Source organism: Polaromonas sp. C04, from assembly GCF_002002705.1.
Taxonomy (GTDB): Bacteria; Pseudomonadota; Gammaproteobacteria; order Burkholderiales; family Burkholderiaceae_C; genus Rhodoferax_A.
In genome coordinates, this window is the sequence record NZ_MUNS01000030.1 from 56,169 (window position 1) to 72,179 (window position 16,011).

Genomic DNA, 16,011 nt, shown 5'->3' on the forward strand with positions numbered 1-16,011 from the left:
TTAGGAATGAAGGTGATTCGGGGTCGGTATGCCGCGCCGCGCCTGGCGCAGCGCCTGCACGATTTCGACGCGCATGCCGGTCAGTTCGGCCGCGACCTCGTCGCGCGGGTGCGGCAGGTCGATGCGCCACTCGTCAATCAGGCGCCCCGGCGTCAGCCCGATCAGCAGGATGCGGTCGGCCAGAAGCAGGGCCTCGTCGATGTCGTGGGTCACGAGGATCGCCGAAGTCTGGTGCCGCGACGTGATCTGCAGCAGCAGCGCCTGCATCTCGCTGCGCGTGATTTCATCGAGCGCGCTGAACGGCTCGTCCAGCAACAGGATCTCCGGCTGCCGCGCCAGGCTGCGTGCCAGCGCGGTGCGTTGCGCCATGCCACCGGACAGCTCGGACGGGTAGCGCGTGCGTGCGCGTTGCAGATCGACTTCCGCGATCGCCGCCGCGACCCGCTCCTGCTTTTCGGCGTTGCTGATGCGTGCCTGGTGCGTGAAGTCAAGGCCAAAGCCGACGTTTTCTTCCAGCGTCAGCCAGGGCAGCAGGCTCGGGTCCTGGAACACGAAGCCCAGGCGCGGATGCGGCCCGTGCAGCGGCTCGCCCTTGACATGCACCGTGCCTTTATCGGGCACCTGCAGTCCGGCCAGCACGCGCAGCAGCGACGACTTGCCGACACCGCTCGGCCCCAGCACGGCAACTATCTCGCCCGCCGCCAGCTGCAGCGAGAAGTCGCGCAGCACGGGATTCACGGACTTGTGCCCGTAGCTCAGCTCGATCTGCTGTGCATCCAGAACGATCGTCTGCTGGGGTGCCGCCGTTGCGCTCGCCGGAGCCATGGTCAATCCGGAACCCGAAAGAAGTCGGCCTTGCCGACGCCGCAATCCGGGCATTCCCAATCGTCCGGAATCGATTCGAAAGGCGTGCCGGCCGGAATGCCGTCCTCCGGCATGCCGACCGTCTCGTCGTAAATGAAGCCGCAGGGGCTGCACATCCATTGCGCCGCTTGTGCCATCACGCCGCCTGTGCCTGCAGTTGCTCCAGATCGTGGATTTCCTTGCGCAAATGCTTCAACGCCGGCGTCACGATGGCGACGAACACCGCTTCGCGCAGCCGGCGCTGCGCCGGATGCCGCATCAGGTAACCCTTGGCGCCCGCGTGCAGGACCGCCGAATTTGCTGCCCGCAGGGTCAATTCGGAGGTGCGCGCGCGCAGCTTCAGCGCCTCGATGATCGGCGCATGGCCGGTTTGCGCCTGATGCGCCAGCAGCGCCGCGCGGGCTTTCAGCTGCGCCAATTCGGCCGCCAGCTCGCTGCCTTGATCATCCAGGAACGCATTCACGCCGGCGTTGCTGGCGTTGCTTTCACGAATCGTTTTGAGCGAGCCCTCGATCACGCCAAAGCCCATGCCGGCCTGCCCGAGCACAAAGCCGGCCTTGATGCGCGCCATATACGCTTCAAACTGATGCGGATGCGCCAGCACATGGTCGCTGCTGACCTGAACCTCCTTGAAGCGCAGGTTCAGGGTTTGGGTGCCTTCCAGGCCGGAAAATTCCGGGCATGGATGCAGATGCAAGCCCGCTGCGTCGCCGCGCACCGCAAACATCACATAGCCTGCGTTCTCGACGGCGGCCGTGACGATGACCAGGTGATCGGCGCCGACATTTGAGACCCAGGGCAGGTTGCCGCTCACGACATAGCCACCGTCCCTGCGCGCCGCATGCAATTGAATTTTTTCGAGTCCGGCCAGGTGCTTGACCGCATTCGACATGCCGGTGCCTGCAAACAGCGTTCCCTGCGCCACGGGCTGCAGATAGCGCTCGCGCACCGCCGGATTCGGCGCGTGCTGCAAATACCAGGCGCAGGTCGATTGGCACCAGACCAGAAAGGCCGTGGCGCCGCACTCGCTGCCGACCTGCGTGGTCACGTCGATTTGTGTGGCCAGCCCCAGCCCCGAGCCGCCGTGCTCGACCGGTACGCTGGCGCCAAACCCACCCAAAGCGCCCAGGTGCTGCAGATACTCTGCGGGATACAGGCCTTCCTGGTCGATGGCGCCCACGAGCGGCGCCAGTTCCGTCCTGGCTTGCGCGCGCACGGCATCCAGCAACGCAACGGGGACATCCAGCTGACTCATGACAGTCATTCCTTCCAGGGTAAATCAATGAAAATCGAGCTGATGCCGCCGCTCGATCGCGGCCCCGGGACAGGCGTAACGCCGTTGCTCAGGAGAGAAATGCGGGCCTAGGCAAACGCCTGCAGCTCCTGATTGATGGGGGTTTGCGCCAGGTTGTTGGCGTAGTTGCACAAGGTCGCCAGGCTCACGCCGAGCACCACTTCCAGCACGCTGGCCTGGCTGTAGCCGGCCTTCAAAAACGCGCCCAGTTCGGCGTCCGAGACGCGCCCCTTTTGCTCCAGCACCGCCAGCGTGAACAGCGCGAGCGCGTTCAGCTTGGGGTCGCGCAAGGCTTGCGTGTTGCGCAGCGCCACAATCACCTCTTCGGGCAGCGCCAGTTTTTTGCGCGCAATGGCCGTATGACCGGCGACGCAAAAGCCGCAGCCGTTGCGCGTCGCCGCCGTGATCTGGATCACTTCACGCTCGGTAGCCGACAGCCCGTTGCGCGCGTTGATCGCGCTAACCACCTGATAGGTCTCGAGCGCCGTTGGCGCATTCGCCAGTACGCCGAGAAGGTTGGGCAGGAACCCGTTGTTCTTTTCAGCATTGACCAGGCGTTCCCTGGCTTCTGCGGGCGCTGATTCCGCCGTCTGGATGGCGAGGCGACTCATGGAGGGCTCTTCTAAGGAGTTAATGATGTATCTAATATATTGGTTTTGCTTTTAATCCAAAAATAATATAAAGAAATATGCTTATGCCTTTTCAGGCCTGCGGCTTACCAGCACGATTCCCCCCGCCACCAATACCAGGGCCGCTATCAAATTGAGAGTCACCGGCTCTTTCAGCCAGAGCGCGCCAAACAGCAGCGCAAACAGGGGGGTGAGAAACACGAACACCGAGATCTTGGTGGCCGGGTAACGCCCGAGCATCCACATCCAGGCCAGATAGCTGACGAACGCGCCAATCACGGTTTGCACGGCCAGCGAGGTGATGGCGAATGCGCTGAAGTGCCAGACCCAGGGTTCGCCCAGCGCCAGCGACAAAAAGGGCAGCGCCAGCGCGCTGACGGCGACCTGGTAGAACAGCATTTTTTCGGCCGACACCCTGATCAGCGAGGTGGTGCGGATCACCACGGTCGTGAGGCCCCACATCATGCCGGCCGCAAGTCCGAGCAGGTCGCCCAGCCACGTGTCGGGGGTGCCGGCGCCCAGTCCTTCCTCGAAGGCAAAGACCACCGCGGCGAAGGCGCACGCCATGCCGAGCCATTGCGCGGGCCGCATTCTTTCGGCGCGAGCCCAGATCGGCACCAGCGCGGCGACCCAGAACGGCGAGGTGTAAAGGAACACCGTGAGCCGCGATGCGGTGGTGAACTGCAGCCCGATGTAGATGCAGGCGAACTCCGCGGCAAACAGCACCCCTGCCACCAGCCCCGCCTGCAGGGTGCCATCGCTGTCGAACAGCTTGATGCCGCGCGCCACGCACCACAGCCACAACAGGGCAGTGGCGCCGACGAAACGGATGCCGGCCTGAAACACCGGGGGCACCTCGGGCAGCGTGGCCTTGAGCAGCACCTGCTGAAAACCCCAGAACACGCAGCAGCCGAGCAGCAGGGCAATGGCGAGGGTGTCGAGATGTGTTTTGCGTGAGGTCATGAGGGATGAGGGTGTCAGGGTTGGCGCACGTCGTAGCGCGGTTTGCCGCTGGTGCCGAGCATCAGCATGGGCACGACGATTTCGACGTCGGGCACGGCCTGGGCGGCCTGCTCAAGCGCCGTGACCTGCTCCGGCGTCGTCACGCAGCCTTGCAGGAACACCCAGCGCCGCTGGATGGTGACCCAGACGCTGCCGGTCTGCACGCCGGGCACGGCGGCCAGCGCGGCGGCGACCGGCGCTGCCAGGCCCTTGTCGTAGAGGTAGGAATTGGGCAGCCGGCACTTGCCGGCCTGGAAGCAGCTGGTGCCGCGTTCGACGCGCCAGTGTTCCACGGCGCGCGCCTCGTCCTGCGTGAGCAGCGGCCCTTCAGGCACTGGACAGGCGGCCAGGCCCGACGAGATTTGAAAAAACGGATCGTTGAACCAGTTCTTCTTCTCGGGCGGCGCCTGCGCTTGCGCCAGGCCGGCCCATGCGCCGAGCAGCCAGAGCAGGGCCGGTGCGGCTTTCATGCCAGTTTCCCCAGCAGTTTCTTGAGTGCTACGGTTTCGGTAGCGCTCAGTGCACGCAGCGCCTGGGCTTCATGCTGTTTTGCCTTGTCAATCAGGGGCTTGACCATGGCCTGACCGGCGGCCGTGATGGCCACCAGCGTGCGGCGCTGGTCGCCCGGATCGACCGCGAGCCGGAGCCAGCCCTGCTCGCTCATGCGCTGCACCAGCTTGGTCACGGTGGGCTGCTTGCTCAGCACTTCCAGCGCCAGCTGGCTCACCGCCAGCGGCACACTGTCGTGCAGCGTGGCGAGCACGCGCCACTCGATCGAACTCAGGCCCGCCGCGCGCACCTCGCGGTCGAAATCCTTGTACACGGCGTGATTGGCCTGGCCCAGCAGGTAGCCCAGGTAGCCGTCGACAAAGCGCCGCGCCGTCATGGCTTGAGCGCCGACGGGCCGCCCCCAGGCGCGAAGGCCCCCTCCGGGGGCAGCGAGGACACGTCAGTGCCGAGCGTGGGGGCCATATTTATAGCGGGTGCTCGGTGTAGTACCGGGCACCGTGAAACAGCAGCGGCGAGGCGCCCGCACGGTGCGTGCAATGCTCCACCTCGCCGACGAAAATGACGTGGTCGCCTTCTTCGTAGCGGCTGCGGTTGAAGCACTCGAAGGTGGCCGCCGCGCCCGTCAGCACCGGCGTGCCGCCGACGCCCTCGGTGAAGGTGACGCCGGCCCAGCGGTCCACGCCCTTGCTCGAAAAACGTTCGGCCAGGATTTTCTGGTCGGCGGCGAGGATGTTGATGGCGTAGTGCGTTGCGTGGGTCAGCACGGCCATGGCACCTGCGGTGCGGGCCAGGCTCCACAGCACCAGCGGCGGCTGCAGCGACACCGAATTGAACGAGTTGGCCGTCAGCCCCAACAGCTCGCCCGTGGCGGTGCGCGCGGTGACGATGGTCACGCCGGTGGCGAACATGCTCAGCGAGGCACGGAATTCACGCTGGGAAAAATTGGGCGGAGAGGCTTTGCGCGGTGCCATGGTTGGAATTTACATGAAAATTCATGAATAATGGACTGCCATGTTGCAACAGCGAACCGAGCCCGCCTGGATCGATGCCTTCGAGGCGGTGCTGCGCCGCTGCGCGCTGCAGAGCGGCGATACCGTGGCCATTCTCTGCGAAAGCCAGAGCCGCCCGGTGCTGCCCGAGCTGGCGCGGCTCGCGGCGGCGCGGCTCGGTGCGCGCAGCTTCACCCTCGTGCTGCCCAGCGTATTTGAATCAAAACAACCTGTAGCCCGCTCCACGGGGGCATCTAACGCTATTCAAAACATAGCGCCCGTGATCGCGGCGCTGGCGGGCAGCACGCTGGTGGTGGACTGCACGGTCGAGGGCCTGATGCACGCGAGCGAGCTGCCGGCCATTCTGCAGGGTGTGGGCGGCCAGCAGCCGCGCATCGTCTACGTCAGCAACGAACATCCCGAGGCGCTGGTGCGGCTGCTGCCGGACGAGGCGACCGAGGCGCGGGTCAAAGACCACGTCAAGCGCCTGCGCGCCGCGCGCACGATGCACGTGACTTCCGCCGCGGGCACCGACCTGAGCATCGCGCTGCAGGGCGCGCATGGCAAGGCGGTGGTCGGCGGCAACTGGGGCAGCACCACCCGGCCCGGCACGCTGACGCACTGGCCGGGTGGGCTGGCGCTGGCGTTTCCGGCCGCGGGCAGCGTCAACGGGTGTCTGGTACTGGCCGAGGGCGACGTGAATCTGACCTTCAAGCGCTACATCGAGCGCCCCATCACGCTGACGATTGAGAACGACTACGTGACGAAGATCGAAGGCGCGGGCGTGGATGCCGAGCTGATGCGCAGCTACATCGCAGCGTGGTCCTCGAAAGAAGGCGACCGGGACGCGTATGCCGTGAGCCACGTCGGCTACGGCCTGAACCCGGCCGCGCGCTGGGACAGCATGGCGCTGTACGACAAGCGCGACTTCAACGGCACCGAGCTGCGCGCCTTTGCCGGCAATTTTCTCTACAGCACCGGCGCCAACGAGGTGGCCGGGCGCTATACGCAGGGGCATTTCGACCTGCCCCTGCGCCACTGCACCGTTGTGCTGGATGGCGCCATCGTGATCGATCAGGGACAAGTGGTGGCATGACCCCGATACCGACCTTCGCCACGCTGGGCGCCGGCCCCACCATCCTCATGCTGCACGGCATCGGCGGCGGCAACCTGGCCTTTGCGCCGCAGGTGGAAACCTTCGCCGCGGCGGGCTACCGTGCCGTGGCCTGGGACATGCCCGGCTACGGCCACAGCGCGCCAATCGAGCCCTACACCTTCAAGGGGCTGGCGCAAAGCTGCATCGTGCTGATCGAAGGCCTGATGCACGGACAAAAATCCGCGAGCGTGATTCTTTTGGGCCACAGCATGGGCGGCATGGTGGCACAGGAGGTGCTGGCGCGCCGGCCCGAACTCGTGAACCGGCTGATCCTGTGCGGCACCTCGCCCGCGTTCGGCAAGCCCGATGGCGACTGGCAGCGTGATTTCGTGGCGCAACGCACGGCCCCGCTGGATGCCGGCCAGAGCATGGCCGAGATGGCCGATTCTCTGGTGCCGCAGATGATCGGCCCGGGCTCGCTGCCCGAAGGCGTGAAGCTGGCCAAGCACTGCATGGCGCAGGTCAGCCCCGCCACCTACCGGCGCGCGCTGCAGGCGCTGGTCACGTTCGACCGCAAGGCGAACCTGCCGAACATCCATGTGCCCACGCTCTTGGTGGCCGGCGAGTTTGACAAGAACGCGCCGCCCGCCGTGATGAAAAAAATGGCCGGCCAGATTGCCGGCAGCCGCTACGCCGAGCTGGCGGGCGTCGGCCACCTGCAGAACCTCGAAGCTCCCGACGAGTTCGATGCGCTGGTGCTCGACTTTCTCGCGAGTTCACATAAAAACCTTCACTAGCCCTTATGGGGCCGGAACTGTCAGCTATGAACGTTGTAGCAAGCCTGTCTTTCACGCCGGCCGTGGGCGACCTGCCCTTTACCGCCCAGCAGCGCACGCTGCTGACGCTGGCGCACGCGCTGGGCCGCGACAAGTTCGCGGCGCGCGCGCCGCAGTGGGATGAGTCGGCGAGCTTCCCGTTTGCCAATTACGACGACTTGCGCGAGACCGGCCTGCTGGGCCTGTGCATCCCCGAAGCGCATGGCGGCCTGGGCGCGGACTACGCCACCTACATGATGGTGGCGGCCGAGATCGGGCGCTTTTGCGGCGCCACCGCGCTCACCTGGAACATGCACATCTGCTCGACCCTGTGGACCGGCGTGCTGGCCGACGGCATTCAGATGACCGAGACGCAGCGCGCGGAGCATGGGCGCCGGCGTGATCTGCACTTTGCGCGCGTCGTAAACGAGGGGGCGATCTACGCACAGCCGTTCTCGGAAGGCTCGGCGGCCGCGGCCGGGCGCGCACCGTTCGGCACCACGGCGCGCAAGGTCGAGGGCGGCTGGCTGATCAACGGCAAGAAAATCTTCGCGAGCCTGTCGGGCGCGGCGAACTACTACGGCGTGCTGTGCACGGAAGACAAAGGGGACCAGCACCCCGACGCGCACGACACGCTGTACATCTCGGTGCCCGCCACGGCCGGGGGCTTTTCCATCAGCGGCGACTGGAACCCGCTGGGCATGCGCGGCACGGTCAGCCGCAACCTCACGTTCAAGGACGTGTTCGTGGGCGACGACGAGCAGCTCATGCCGCGCGGCATTTACTTCAAGGGCGCACAGACCTGGCCGGCCATGTTCTTCACGCTGTCGCCCACCTACCTGGGCATCGCCAACGCGGCCTACGACTTCACGGTACGCTATCTGCGCGGCGAGGTGCCCGGCGAGCCGCCCGTGAAGCGCCGCCAGTACCCGACCAAGCAGATCGCCGTGGCGCAGATGCGCATCCAGCTGGAGTCCATGCGCAGCCTGTTCACGCGCGCCATTGCCGAGGCCAAACCGAACCCGAGCAAGGACGAGAAGCTGCGCCTGTACGCCGCGCACTACAGCGTGATGGAAGGCGCCAACGACATCGCGCGTCTCGCGCTGCGCACCTGCGGTGGCCAGAGCATGATGAAGCACCTGCCGCTGGAGCGCCTGTACCGCGACAGCCGCTGCGGCGCGCTGATGCTGCCCTGGACCGCCGAGCTGATCCTCGACCGCATGGGGCGCGAAACCCTGTACGAGGCGGGCGAGCGCGACGAGTGACGGCGCTAAGGCGGGCGTTATGGCGTTGCGGCGGGTGTCAGGGCGCCCGTCTGTAGCTCCAGGTGCCGGACCCAGGAGTCGTAGCCGCCCTTGAGCGGGCGCACCGAGGTGTAGCCGAGCTTGCGCAGACCATGCGCCGCGCGCACCGCCGTGGCGTCTCCGGGGCAGGCGCACAGGGTCACGATGTCACGGCCCTTGGCCCAATGGCTGACGGCCTGGGGTAAATCGTCCAGGCTGGCCTGCGCGGCGCCGGCCAGGGGCCCCGTCTGGGCGATCATGGCGGCGCCACGAAAGTCGAGCAGCAACGGCGGCGCGTCCGAGGCCAGCGCCGCCACCAGCTCCGATGGGGTGATGTGCGGGATGGTCTGCATTTGCCCAAAACGGTACTTCTGCCACAGCTTCCAGAGCAGCCAGGCCGCCAGGGCGAGCGCGATCACGGCGACGAGGCTCGCGCCGTGACTGCTCATGGCGTTGATGGCGATTTCCACCTGCGCACGCCACCACCACCCGACAAGAATCGCGAGCCCGGCCCACAGTGCCGCGCCCAGGCCCGCCGCCGCGAGAAAGCTCGGCAGCGGCATGCGCAGCGAGCCGGCGATGGGCGGCGCCACCGTGGAGAACCCGGGAACGAACTTGGCGATCACCAGCGACCACACGCCCCAGCGCATGAAGCGCGCCTCCGTTTCCGACACGCAGGAGCCCGGATTGATGGACAACCGGCACAAGCCCGACAGGATGCGATAGCCAAAGGCGCGCCCGGCCAGGAACCAGACGCCGTCGGCGAGCACCGACGCCAGCACGGCCGCCGCGAGCATTTGCATGGCCTGACCGGAGGAGGCGGCAAGGCTGCCGGCGACCAGCAGTGTCGGCACCGCCGGGACCGGCAGGCCCACTTGCTGCATCAGCACGCTGACGAACACGACCCACTCCGCGTGCTGCTGGATGGCCTGGATGATCGGCGTGATGTCCATGGATACTATTTATCCTTCAATTGCGTCCGGGATTATGCGGGGGTTGGCGGCTCGGCGCAGAGGCAGCACTCAGTGCGGTACTTCGACCGCGGCCGCGGCCTCGTCCGCATCGATCGCGCCAGCCGCCGCCGCCGCGTGGCGCGGGCTGCTCATGACCAGCAGCAGCGGGATGGCGGCCAGTGTCAGGACCGTCATGATGCTGAAGTCGTTGATGTAGGCGATCAGCGTGCCCTGGCGCGTGACCTCGGCGTTCAGGATCGCCAGTCCCGTGGTTGTGGCCGGGTCCAGCATCGAGGGCAGGTTCACGAGGCCGGGGTTGCCGGGCACGACGGTCGCCGCCAGTTGCGCGTGCGCGGTGCTCGCGCCGCGCGTCAAAAGGGCCTGCACGATCGAGATGCCGACGCTTGAGCCGATGTTGCGCAGCAGGCTGTAGATGGGCGTGCCCTGATGCCGCAGCACCGGCGCCAGCGTGGCGAAGGTCGCGGTGGACAGCGGCACGAAGGTGAAGCCGATGCCCAGCCCCTGGATAAAGCCCGAGACGATGATCAGGTTGGCGTCCATCTGCATCGTCAGGTGCGTCATCTGCCACAGCGCGAACGCCGTGAGTCCGAAGCCGACCGCCATGATCGCGCGCACGTCGATGCGGTGCACCAGCCGCCCCACCACGATCATCGCCAGCATGGTGCCGACGCCGCGCGGCGCCGTCACCTCGCCGGTGTAGACCACCGGGTAGTCCATCAGGCTTTGCAGCAGGTTGGGCAGCAGCGCCATGGTGCCGTACAGGATCATGCCGACGATGAACGCGAACAGCAGACCGGTGAGAAAATTGCGGTCCTTCAGCAGGTTGCGGTCGAAGAACGACACGCCCTGCGCGGTCCAGGTGTGCACCACGAAAAAGGCGAAGGCGACGAGCGCAGCGGCTGCCTCCAGCTTGATCTCCCAGGAGTCGAACCAGTCGAGCTGCTGGCCCCGGTCGAGGAACAGCTGCAGCATGCCGATGGCCAGCGACAGCGTGGCGAAGCCGAAGATGTCCAGCCGCTCGCGTCCGGGCCGGCTCTCGGGCAGGTAGCGGGCAATGCCCCACAGCGCAAACAGGCCGACCGGCAGGTTGATGAAGAACACCCACCGCCAGTTGTAGCTTTCGGTCAGCCAGCCGCCGAGCAGTGGGCCCAGGATCGGACCCACCATGATGCCGGCGCCCCAGATCGCCATGGCCTGGCCGACCTTCTCGCGCGGGTTGATGTCGAGCAGCACGGCCTGCGACAGCGGCACCAGCGCCGCACCGAACACGCCCTGCAGCAAGCGCGCGAGCACGATGCCCACGAGCGAGGTCGACAGGCCACACAGCGCTGACGCGACCGTGAACCCGATCACCGAGATGAGGAACACCTTGCGCCGGCCCCATTGGCCGCACAGCCAGCCGGTCAGCGGCAGCGTGATCGCGGAGGCCACGATATAGGAGGTGAGCACCCACATGATCTGGTCCTGCGAGGCCTGCAGGCTGCCCTGCATGTGCGGCAGCGCGACGTTGGCGATCGTGGTGTCGAGCGCCTGCATGATGGTCGCCAGCATGATCGACAGGGTGATCATGCGGCGGTGCGGCACGCCGGCGTGGGTCGGTGCGCCTGCGGCGCCGGGGATGCTGACGGCACTCATGCCGGCGCCTCCTCGTTCGTCGACAGGTTCACCAGGCCGCTGCGGGCCTTGCCGAGCAGGGCCAGCAGCTGCGCGCGTTCGGCCGGCGTGAGCGCGGCGAGCACGCGCGTGTTCAGCGTGTCGCCGATGCTCAGCGCGGCACCGAGCGCTTCCTGGGCACGAGGCTCCAGGTGCACTTCGTTGACGCGGCGGTCGGTCGCGCTGGGCTGGCGGCGGATCCAGCCGGCCGCGGCCATGCGGTCGCACAGCCCGGCCACGCCCATCGCGCTCAGGCCGAGCCGGTGCGCCAGCTCGATTTGCGACATCGGCGCCTCATCGCCGTGCATCGCCAGCGCGCCGAGCAGGCGGCACTGCGCACGCGACAGGCCGATGCGCTCGCGCGCCAGCCGGTCGAACTGTTCCCCGTAAAGCTTGGCCACGTCGTTGACCAGGAAGCCGAAGCGCTGGCTGAAGTCTCTTTTCATAAGTGGGTTGATTATAAATAGGCTTATGAAATGGTGCTGACGGCCGCGGCATGCTAGCCTTGTGGCATGAGCACGATAGAAGTGGCCATCATCGGCGCCGGCATCGGCGGCCTGTGCGCCGCAATCCGGCTGCGCGCGGCGGGCGTCGCCTCGCTGGTGGTGCTCGAGCGCGCAAGCGAGGTGGGCGGCACCTGGCGCGACAACACCTATCCGGGCTGCGCCTGCGACGTGCCCTCGCATCTGTACTCGCTCTCGTTCGAGCCGAACCGCGGCTGGACGCGGCCCTACTCGCAGCAAGCCGAGATTCAGGCCTATCTCCGGCGCGTGGTGAAGCAATACGGGCTGGACGCGGTGATCCGCTTCGGCCACGAGGTCGGCGCGCTGCGCTGGGACGCTGGCGCGCAGCACTGGCAGATCGAACGGGCGGGCCGGCCCATGCTGCAGGCGCGCCACGTCATCGTGGCCACCGGCCCGCTCAACAAACCGCTGCTGCCCAGCGTGCCGGGGCTGGACACGTTCGACGGCCCGGCATTCCACACGAGCCAGTGGCGCCACGACGTGAGCCTGCGGGGCAAGCGCATCGCCGTGGTCGGCACCGGCGCCAGCGCGGTGCAGGTCGTGCCCGAGATCGCGCCTGATGCCGCGCACCTCACGGTGTTCCAGCGCACGCCCGGCTGGGTGCTGCCGCGCCGGGACCGGCCCTACGGCCCGTTGCGGCGCTGGCTGTACGCCCATGTGCCGGGGCTGCAAACACTGGTGCGCTGGCGCATCTACTGGTTCAACGAATGGATCGGCATGGGCTTTCTGGGATCGGCCCGGATGCAGGCCCTGCTGCGCCGGCTCGCGCTGCAGCACCTGCGCCGCCAGGTCAGGGACGCCGCGCTGCGCGCCGCCCTCACGCCGGACTTCAACCCCGGCTGCAAGCGCCTGCTGTTCTCGAATACCTGGTTCCGTACGCTACAGCAGCCCAACGTGAGCCTGGTAACCCAGGCGGTGGCGCGCGTGACGCCGCAGGGAGTGGTCAGCAGCGACGGCAGGCTGCATCCGTGCGACGTGATCATCTGGGGCACCGGCTTTCGGGCCACCGAATTCATCACGCCCTTGCGCATTCACGGCGAGCGGGGCGAAGAGCTCTCCGAGCGCTGGCGCGCGCAGCCGGCGGCCACCCGGCTCGGTATCACGGTGGCAGATTTTCCCAACCTCTTCATGCTGGTCGGCCCCAATACCGGGCTGGGCCACAACTCCATCATCTTCATGATCGAGGCGCAGCTGAACTACATCGTGGGCGCACTGCGCAGCCTGCGCCAGCGCGGCCAGACCACGCTGCGCCTGCGCCCCGAAATTCAGGCCGACAACTACGCCGCGACGCAGCAGAAAATGAAAACGACGGTCTGGTCGTCGGGCTGCCATAGCTGGTACCAGAACGCCGACGGACGCATCGACACGCTGTGGCCCGGCTTCACCTGGGAGTATTGGCGCCAGACGCGCCGGTTCGATCCGGCGCACTACGAGAGCGCGCCGCGCTGAGGCGGGGCCCGCCTATTTGGCAAACAGCTGCGACGGATCGGCAAAGGCCTTGAATTCAATGGCATTACCGCACGGGTCCAGAAAGAACATGGTGGCCTGTTCGCCCACCTGGCCCTTGAAGCGCACGTGCGGCTCGATCACAAAGCGGGTGCCGGCCGCGCGCAGCTTGTCGGCCAACGCATGCCATTCGGTCATCGGCAGCACCAGGCCGAAGTGGCGCACCGGCACGTTGTCGCCGTCCACCGCGCTGGTGTTGTGATGGCCAGCCTCGGAAGGCGACAGATGCGCCACGATCTGGTGGCCATGGAAATCGAAATCAACCCAGTCGTCCGAGGATCGCCCTTCGGGGCAGCCCAGCAGGTCGCCATAAAAGGCGCGGGCCGCAGCCAGCGAAGTAACCGGGAAGGCCAGGTGAAACGGATACAAGGGGGACATTTCTTCTCCAGACGGCAGGGCTAGACGTGAGCGATCGGGCCAGTTTAGCGCGTCGGCGGATTTTGCGGACAACGTCTATAGTGGCTCCTTGCCGTTTCCGGGGTTGTGCGCACCTGCGAGGTCCATGCCGCTCCACCACGAACCACAACACACAAGGACGTCTACCGTGAATAACGACACCCATCCCACGCGCTTTGGCAGCGGGCAAGCCGTGCGCCGGCTCGAAGACGAAGGCCTGCTGACCGGCAAGGGCCGCTATGCCGACGATCTGATGCCTGCCAACCAGGCGTACCTGTGCTTTGTGCGCTCGCCGTATCCGCATGCGCGCATCGTCTCTACCGACGTGGCGGCGGCGCAGGGCATGCCGGGCGTGCTGCAGGTGCTGACCGGCGCGGACCTGGTGGCCGCGGGCGTCAAGCCGATTCCCGGTGTCGCCGGTTTCGTGCGCGCCGACGGCTCGGCCGGCGCCACGCCGCCGCGGCGCGCGCTGGCACATGAGCGCGTGCGCTTTGTCGGCGAGGCGGTTGCTGCGGTGGTGGCGCAAACCCTCAAGCAGGCGCGCGACGCGGCCGAGGCCATCGTCGTCGACTTTGAGGAGCTGCCCATGGTGGTGGACCTGGCGGATGCCACGGCGCCCGGCGCGCCGGTGCTGTGCGATGCGGCGCCCGACAACATCTCCGCCGAAATGCGCCACGGCGACGCGAAGGCCACGGCGGCCGCTTTTGCCAAGGCGGCGCACGTGGTGGCGCTGGACGTGACGAACCAGCGCGTGGCCGCACTCACGCTGGAGCCGCGCACCGTACTGGCCAGCTTTGACAAAGCCAGCGGGCGCCTGACGATCCACCTGAGCACCCAGATGCCCTCGGGGGCGCGCGACACGATCAGCGACGCGCTTGGTCTGCCGCACGAGCAGGTGCGCGTGCTGGTGGGCGACGTGGGCGGCGGCTTTGGCATGAAAACCGGCGCTTATCCCGAAGACGTGGTGGCGGCCTACAGCGCCCGCACGCTGCAGTGTGCGGTGAAATGGGCGGCCGAGCGCAGCGAGGAATTCCTCTCCAGCGCGCACGGCCGCGATGTGCAGAGCCACACCGAGCTGGCGCTCGACGAGCACGGCAAAATCCTGGCCTTGCGCATCGCCTCGCTGGCCAACGTGGGTGCCTACGCCACGGGTGTGGGTGTGGCCATCCAGCTGCTGATCGGACCCTGGGTGCAGACCAGCGTGTACGACATCCAGACCATCGACTTCGACTTCAAGGCGGTGCTGACCAACACCGCGCCGACCGGTGCTTACCGTGGCGCGGGCCGGCCCGAGGCGATCTTCATCATGGAGCGCCTGATGGACGAGGCCGCGCGCCAGACCGGCATCGACCGCGTGGAACTGCGCCGGCGCAACTTCATCCGGCCCGAGCAGATGCCGTACAAGAACCCGATGAACCAGACCTATGACACGGGCAAGTTCGAGCACGTTATGAATCAGGGCCTGGCGCTGGCCGACTGGAACGGCTTCGCGGCGCGTGCCGCCGATTCGAAAGCGCGCGGCAAGCTGCGCGGCCTGGGGATCTCGACCTTTCTGGAGTGGACCGGCGGCAATGTGTTCGAGGAGCGCGTGACCGTGTCGGTGCAGGCGGACGGCATCATCGAGGTGTATTCGGCCGTGAATGCGATGGGCCAGGGCATCGCCACCTCGCTGGCGCAGCTGGTGGTCGATGCGTTCGGTGTGTCGATCGACAGGGTGCGGGTGGTGCTGGGCGACACCGACCGCGGCGACGGTTTCGGCAGCGCCGGCTCGCGCTCGCTGTTCACCGGCGGCTCGGCCATGCGCGTGGGTGCGGACCGCACCATCGAGAAAGCCAAACAACTGGCGGCCAAGGAGCTGGAAGCCGCGGCCGAAGACATTCAATACGCCAACGGCACCTTCAAGGTCGCCGGCACGGACCTCAGCATCGACCTGTTTGCACTGGCCGCGCGGCAACCCGAGCAGCGCATCTTCATGGACTCCACCAGCAGCGTGGCCGGGCCGACCTGGCCGAATGGCTGCCACGTGAGCGAGGTCGAAATCGATCCGCAAACTGGCGTGGTCGCCGTGGTGGCCTATGCCTCCGTGAACGATGTGGGGCGCGTGGTCAACCCGATGATCGTGCGCGGCCAGCTCGACGGCGGCGCGGTGCAGGGCATCGGCCAGGCGCTGCACGAGCACATGGTGTACGACCGCGAGACCGGCCAGCTCGTGACCGGCAGCCTGATGGACTATTGCGCGCCGCGTGCCGACGACGTGCCTGCCTTCCGGCATGAGTTGGACGAATCCTCGCCCTGCCTGAACAACGCGCTGGGCGTCAAGGGCGTGGGCGAACTCGGCACCATCGGCGCCGCGCCCAGCGTGGTCAACGCCGTGGCCGATGCGCTGGCGCGCGGTGGTCACGCGAGCCAGGCGCCGGGCCTGCAGATGCCGCTGACTGCATCAAAGATATGGCAGTCCCTGCAGGCGGCTGGCTGA

At 67.0% G+C, this 16,011-nt stretch carries 17 protein-coding genes; 5 read left to right on the forward strand and 12 right to left on the reverse strand.

What is annotated here, in order from left to right:
• From B0E49_RS10245 to B0E49_RS10280, 8 genes are all read right to left on the reverse strand, one after another.
• Window positions 1-825, reverse strand: a complete 825-nt coding sequence (locus tag B0E49_RS10245; protein WP_077562101.1) for an ABC transporter ATP-binding protein — start codon at window positions 823-825, stop codon at window positions 1-3.
• Between the two features lie 2 nt (window positions 826-827).
• Window positions 828-1,001, reverse strand: coding sequence for a rubredoxin (locus B0E49_RS10250; RefSeq protein ID WP_077562210.1), 174 nt, complete (start codon window positions 999-1,001; stop codon window positions 828-830).
• On the reverse strand, window positions 1,001-2,119 hold the full coding sequence (locus B0E49_RS10255; RefSeq protein ID WP_077562102.1) for an acyl-CoA dehydrogenase family protein: 1,119 nt from the start codon (window positions 2,117-2,119) through the stop codon (window positions 1,001-1,003). The genes B0E49_RS10250 and B0E49_RS10255 overlap by 1 nt, the downstream gene beginning before the upstream one ends.
• Window positions 2,120-2,226: 107 nt before the next feature.
• Complete coding sequence (locus B0E49_RS10260) at window positions 2,227-2,769, reverse strand: carboxymuconolactone decarboxylase family protein (protein WP_077562103.1); 543 nt, start codon at window positions 2,767-2,769, stop codon at window positions 2,227-2,229.
• Between the two features lie 81 nt (window positions 2,770-2,850).
• Window positions 2,851-3,750, reverse strand: a complete 900-nt coding sequence (locus tag B0E49_RS10265; RefSeq protein WP_077562104.1) for a DMT family transporter — start codon at window positions 3,748-3,750, stop codon at window positions 2,851-2,853.
• A 14-nt stretch (window positions 3,751-3,764) separates the two neighbouring features.
• Window positions 3,765-4,259: a BON domain-containing protein gene (locus B0E49_RS10270; protein WP_077562105.1), complete on the reverse strand. Its 495-nt coding sequence runs from the start codon at window positions 4,257-4,259 to the stop codon at window positions 3,765-3,767.
• Window positions 4,256-4,675: a MarR family winged helix-turn-helix transcriptional regulator gene (locus tag B0E49_RS10275; protein ID WP_077562106.1), complete on the reverse strand. Its 420-nt coding sequence runs from the start codon at window positions 4,673-4,675 to the stop codon at window positions 4,256-4,258. Before B0E49_RS10275 ends, B0E49_RS10270 begins: the two co-directional genes overlap by 4 nt.
• Window positions 4,676-4,763: 88 nt before the next feature.
• A complete protein-coding gene (locus B0E49_RS10280; protein WP_077562107.1) occupies window positions 4,764-5,270 on the reverse strand; it encodes a flavin reductase family protein in 507 nt (168 codons plus the stop codon).
• A 40-nt stretch (window positions 5,271-5,310) separates the two neighbouring features.
• Between B0E49_RS10280 and B0E49_RS10285 the strand changes: the two genes are divergently transcribed.
• From B0E49_RS10285 to B0E49_RS10295, 3 genes are read left to right on the forward strand one after another with little or no spacing between them, the layout of a single operon-like run.
• Window positions 5,311-6,384 carry a 2,5-dihydroxypyridine 5,6-dioxygenase NicX family protein gene (locus B0E49_RS10285; RefSeq protein WP_077562108.1) on the forward strand — a complete coding sequence of 358 codons (1,074 nt, stop codon included), beginning with the start codon at window positions 5,311-5,313 and terminating at the stop codon, window positions 6,382-6,384.
• Entirely contained in the window at window positions 6,381-7,181 is an 801-nt protein-coding gene (locus B0E49_RS10290; protein ID WP_077562109.1) for an alpha/beta fold hydrolase, read from the forward strand. Before B0E49_RS10285 ends, B0E49_RS10290 begins: the two co-directional genes overlap by 4 nt.
• A gap of 26 nt (window positions 7,182-7,207) precedes the next feature.
• Window positions 7,208-8,464, forward strand: coding sequence for an acyl-CoA dehydrogenase family protein (locus tag B0E49_RS10295; protein WP_077562110.1), 1,257 nt, complete (start codon window positions 7,208-7,210; stop codon window positions 8,462-8,464).
• 17 nt (window positions 8,465-8,481) lie between these two features.
• On the opposite strand, the gene B0E49_RS10300 is transcribed toward B0E49_RS10295, so the two are convergent.
• The 3 genes from B0E49_RS10300 to B0E49_RS10310 form a co-directional block, all read right to left on the reverse strand.
• The gene (locus B0E49_RS10300) at window positions 8,482-9,435 is read right to left on the reverse strand and encodes a VTT domain-containing protein (RefSeq protein ID WP_077562111.1); all 954 of its coding nucleotides are present in this window, start codon (window positions 9,433-9,435) and stop codon (window positions 8,482-8,484) included.
• 69 nt (window positions 9,436-9,504) lie between these two features.
• Window positions 9,505-11,091 carry a DHA2 family efflux MFS transporter permease subunit gene (locus tag B0E49_RS10305; protein WP_077562112.1) on the reverse strand — a complete coding sequence of 529 codons (1,587 nt, stop codon included), beginning with the start codon at window positions 11,089-11,091 and terminating at the stop codon, window positions 9,505-9,507.
• Window positions 11,088-11,555, reverse strand: a complete 468-nt coding sequence (locus B0E49_RS10310; RefSeq protein ID WP_077562113.1) for a MarR family winged helix-turn-helix transcriptional regulator — start codon at window positions 11,553-11,555, stop codon at window positions 11,088-11,090. The genes B0E49_RS10305 and B0E49_RS10310 overlap by 4 nt, the downstream gene beginning before the upstream one ends.
• Window positions 11,556-11,621: 66 nt before the next feature.
• On the opposite strand from B0E49_RS10310, the gene B0E49_RS10315 reads away from it, so the two are divergent.
• Entirely contained in the window at window positions 11,622-13,082 is a 1,461-nt protein-coding gene (locus B0E49_RS10315; RefSeq protein WP_077562114.1) for a flavin-containing monooxygenase, read from the forward strand.
• Between the two features lie 12 nt (window positions 13,083-13,094).
• Here the strand turns inward: B0E49_RS10315 and B0E49_RS10320 are convergent, their stop codons facing one another.
• On the reverse strand, window positions 13,095-13,517 hold the full coding sequence (locus tag B0E49_RS10320; protein ID WP_077562115.1) for a VOC family protein: 423 nt from the start codon (window positions 13,515-13,517) through the stop codon (window positions 13,095-13,097).
• Window positions 13,518-13,641: 124 nt separating this feature from the next.
• On the opposite strand from B0E49_RS10320, the gene B0E49_RS10325 reads away from it, so the two are divergent.
• On the forward strand, window positions 13,642-16,011 hold the full coding sequence (locus B0E49_RS10325) for a xanthine dehydrogenase family protein molybdopterin-binding subunit (RefSeq protein WP_077562116.1): 2,370 nt from the start codon (window positions 13,642-13,644) through the stop codon (window positions 16,009-16,011).

What these genes read in the sequence shown, in the direction of transcription:
- B0E49_RS10245 (WP_077562101.1), bottom strand. Translation starts at nt 825, where the DNA reads ATGGCTCCGGCGAGCGCAACGGCGGCACCCCAGCAGACGATCGTTCTG.
- B0E49_RS10250 (WP_077562210.1), bottom strand. Translation starts at nt 1,001, where the DNA reads ATGGCACAAGCGGCGCAATGGATGTGCAGCCCCTGCGGCTTCATTTAC.
- B0E49_RS10255 (WP_077562102.1), bottom strand. Translation starts at nt 2,119, where the DNA reads ATGAGTCAGCTGGATGTCCCCGTTGCGTTGCTGGATGCCGTGCGCGCG.
- B0E49_RS10260 (WP_077562103.1), bottom strand. Translation starts at nt 2,769, where the DNA reads ATGAGTCGCCTCGCCATCCAGACGGCGGAATCAGCGCCCGCAGAAGCC.
- B0E49_RS10265 (WP_077562104.1), bottom strand. Translation starts at nt 3,750, where the DNA reads ATGACCTCACGCAAAACACATCTCGACACCCTCGCCATTGCCCTGCTG.
- B0E49_RS10270 (WP_077562105.1), bottom strand. Translation starts at nt 4,259, where the DNA reads ATGAAAGCCGCACCGGCCCTGCTCTGGCTGCTCGGCGCATGGGCCGGC.
- B0E49_RS10275 (WP_077562106.1), bottom strand. Translation starts at nt 4,675, where the DNA reads ATGACGGCGCGGCGCTTTGTCGACGGCTACCTGGGCTACCTGCTGGGC.
- B0E49_RS10280 (WP_077562107.1), bottom strand. Translation starts at nt 5,270, where the DNA reads ATGGCACCGCGCAAAGCCTCTCCGCCCAATTTTTCCCAGCGTGAATTC.
- B0E49_RS10285 (WP_077562108.1), top strand. Translation starts at nt 5,311, where the DNA reads ATGTTGCAACAGCGAACCGAGCCCGCCTGGATCGATGCCTTCGAGGCG.
- B0E49_RS10290 (WP_077562109.1), top strand. Translation starts at nt 6,381, where the DNA reads ATGACCCCGATACCGACCTTCGCCACGCTGGGCGCCGGCCCCACCATC.
- B0E49_RS10295 (WP_077562110.1), top strand. Translation starts at nt 7,208, where the DNA reads ATGAACGTTGTAGCAAGCCTGTCTTTCACGCCGGCCGTGGGCGACCTG.
- B0E49_RS10300 (WP_077562111.1), bottom strand. Translation starts at nt 9,435, where the DNA reads ATGGACATCACGCCGATCATCCAGGCCATCCAGCAGCACGCGGAGTGG.
- B0E49_RS10305 (WP_077562112.1), bottom strand. Translation starts at nt 11,091, where the DNA reads ATGAGTGCCGTCAGCATCCCCGGCGCCGCAGGCGCACCGACCCACGCC.
- B0E49_RS10310 (WP_077562113.1), bottom strand. Translation starts at nt 11,555, where the DNA reads ATGAAAAGAGACTTCAGCCAGCGCTTCGGCTTCCTGGTCAACGACGTG.
- B0E49_RS10315 (WP_077562114.1), top strand. Translation starts at nt 11,622, where the DNA reads ATGAGCACGATAGAAGTGGCCATCATCGGCGCCGGCATCGGCGGCCTG.
- B0E49_RS10320 (WP_077562115.1), bottom strand. Translation starts at nt 13,517, where the DNA reads ATGTCCCCCTTGTATCCGTTTCACCTGGCCTTCCCGGTTACTTCGCTG.
- B0E49_RS10325 (WP_077562116.1), top strand. Translation starts at nt 13,642, where the DNA reads ATGCCGCTCCACCACGAACCACAACACACAAGGACGTCTACCGTGAAT.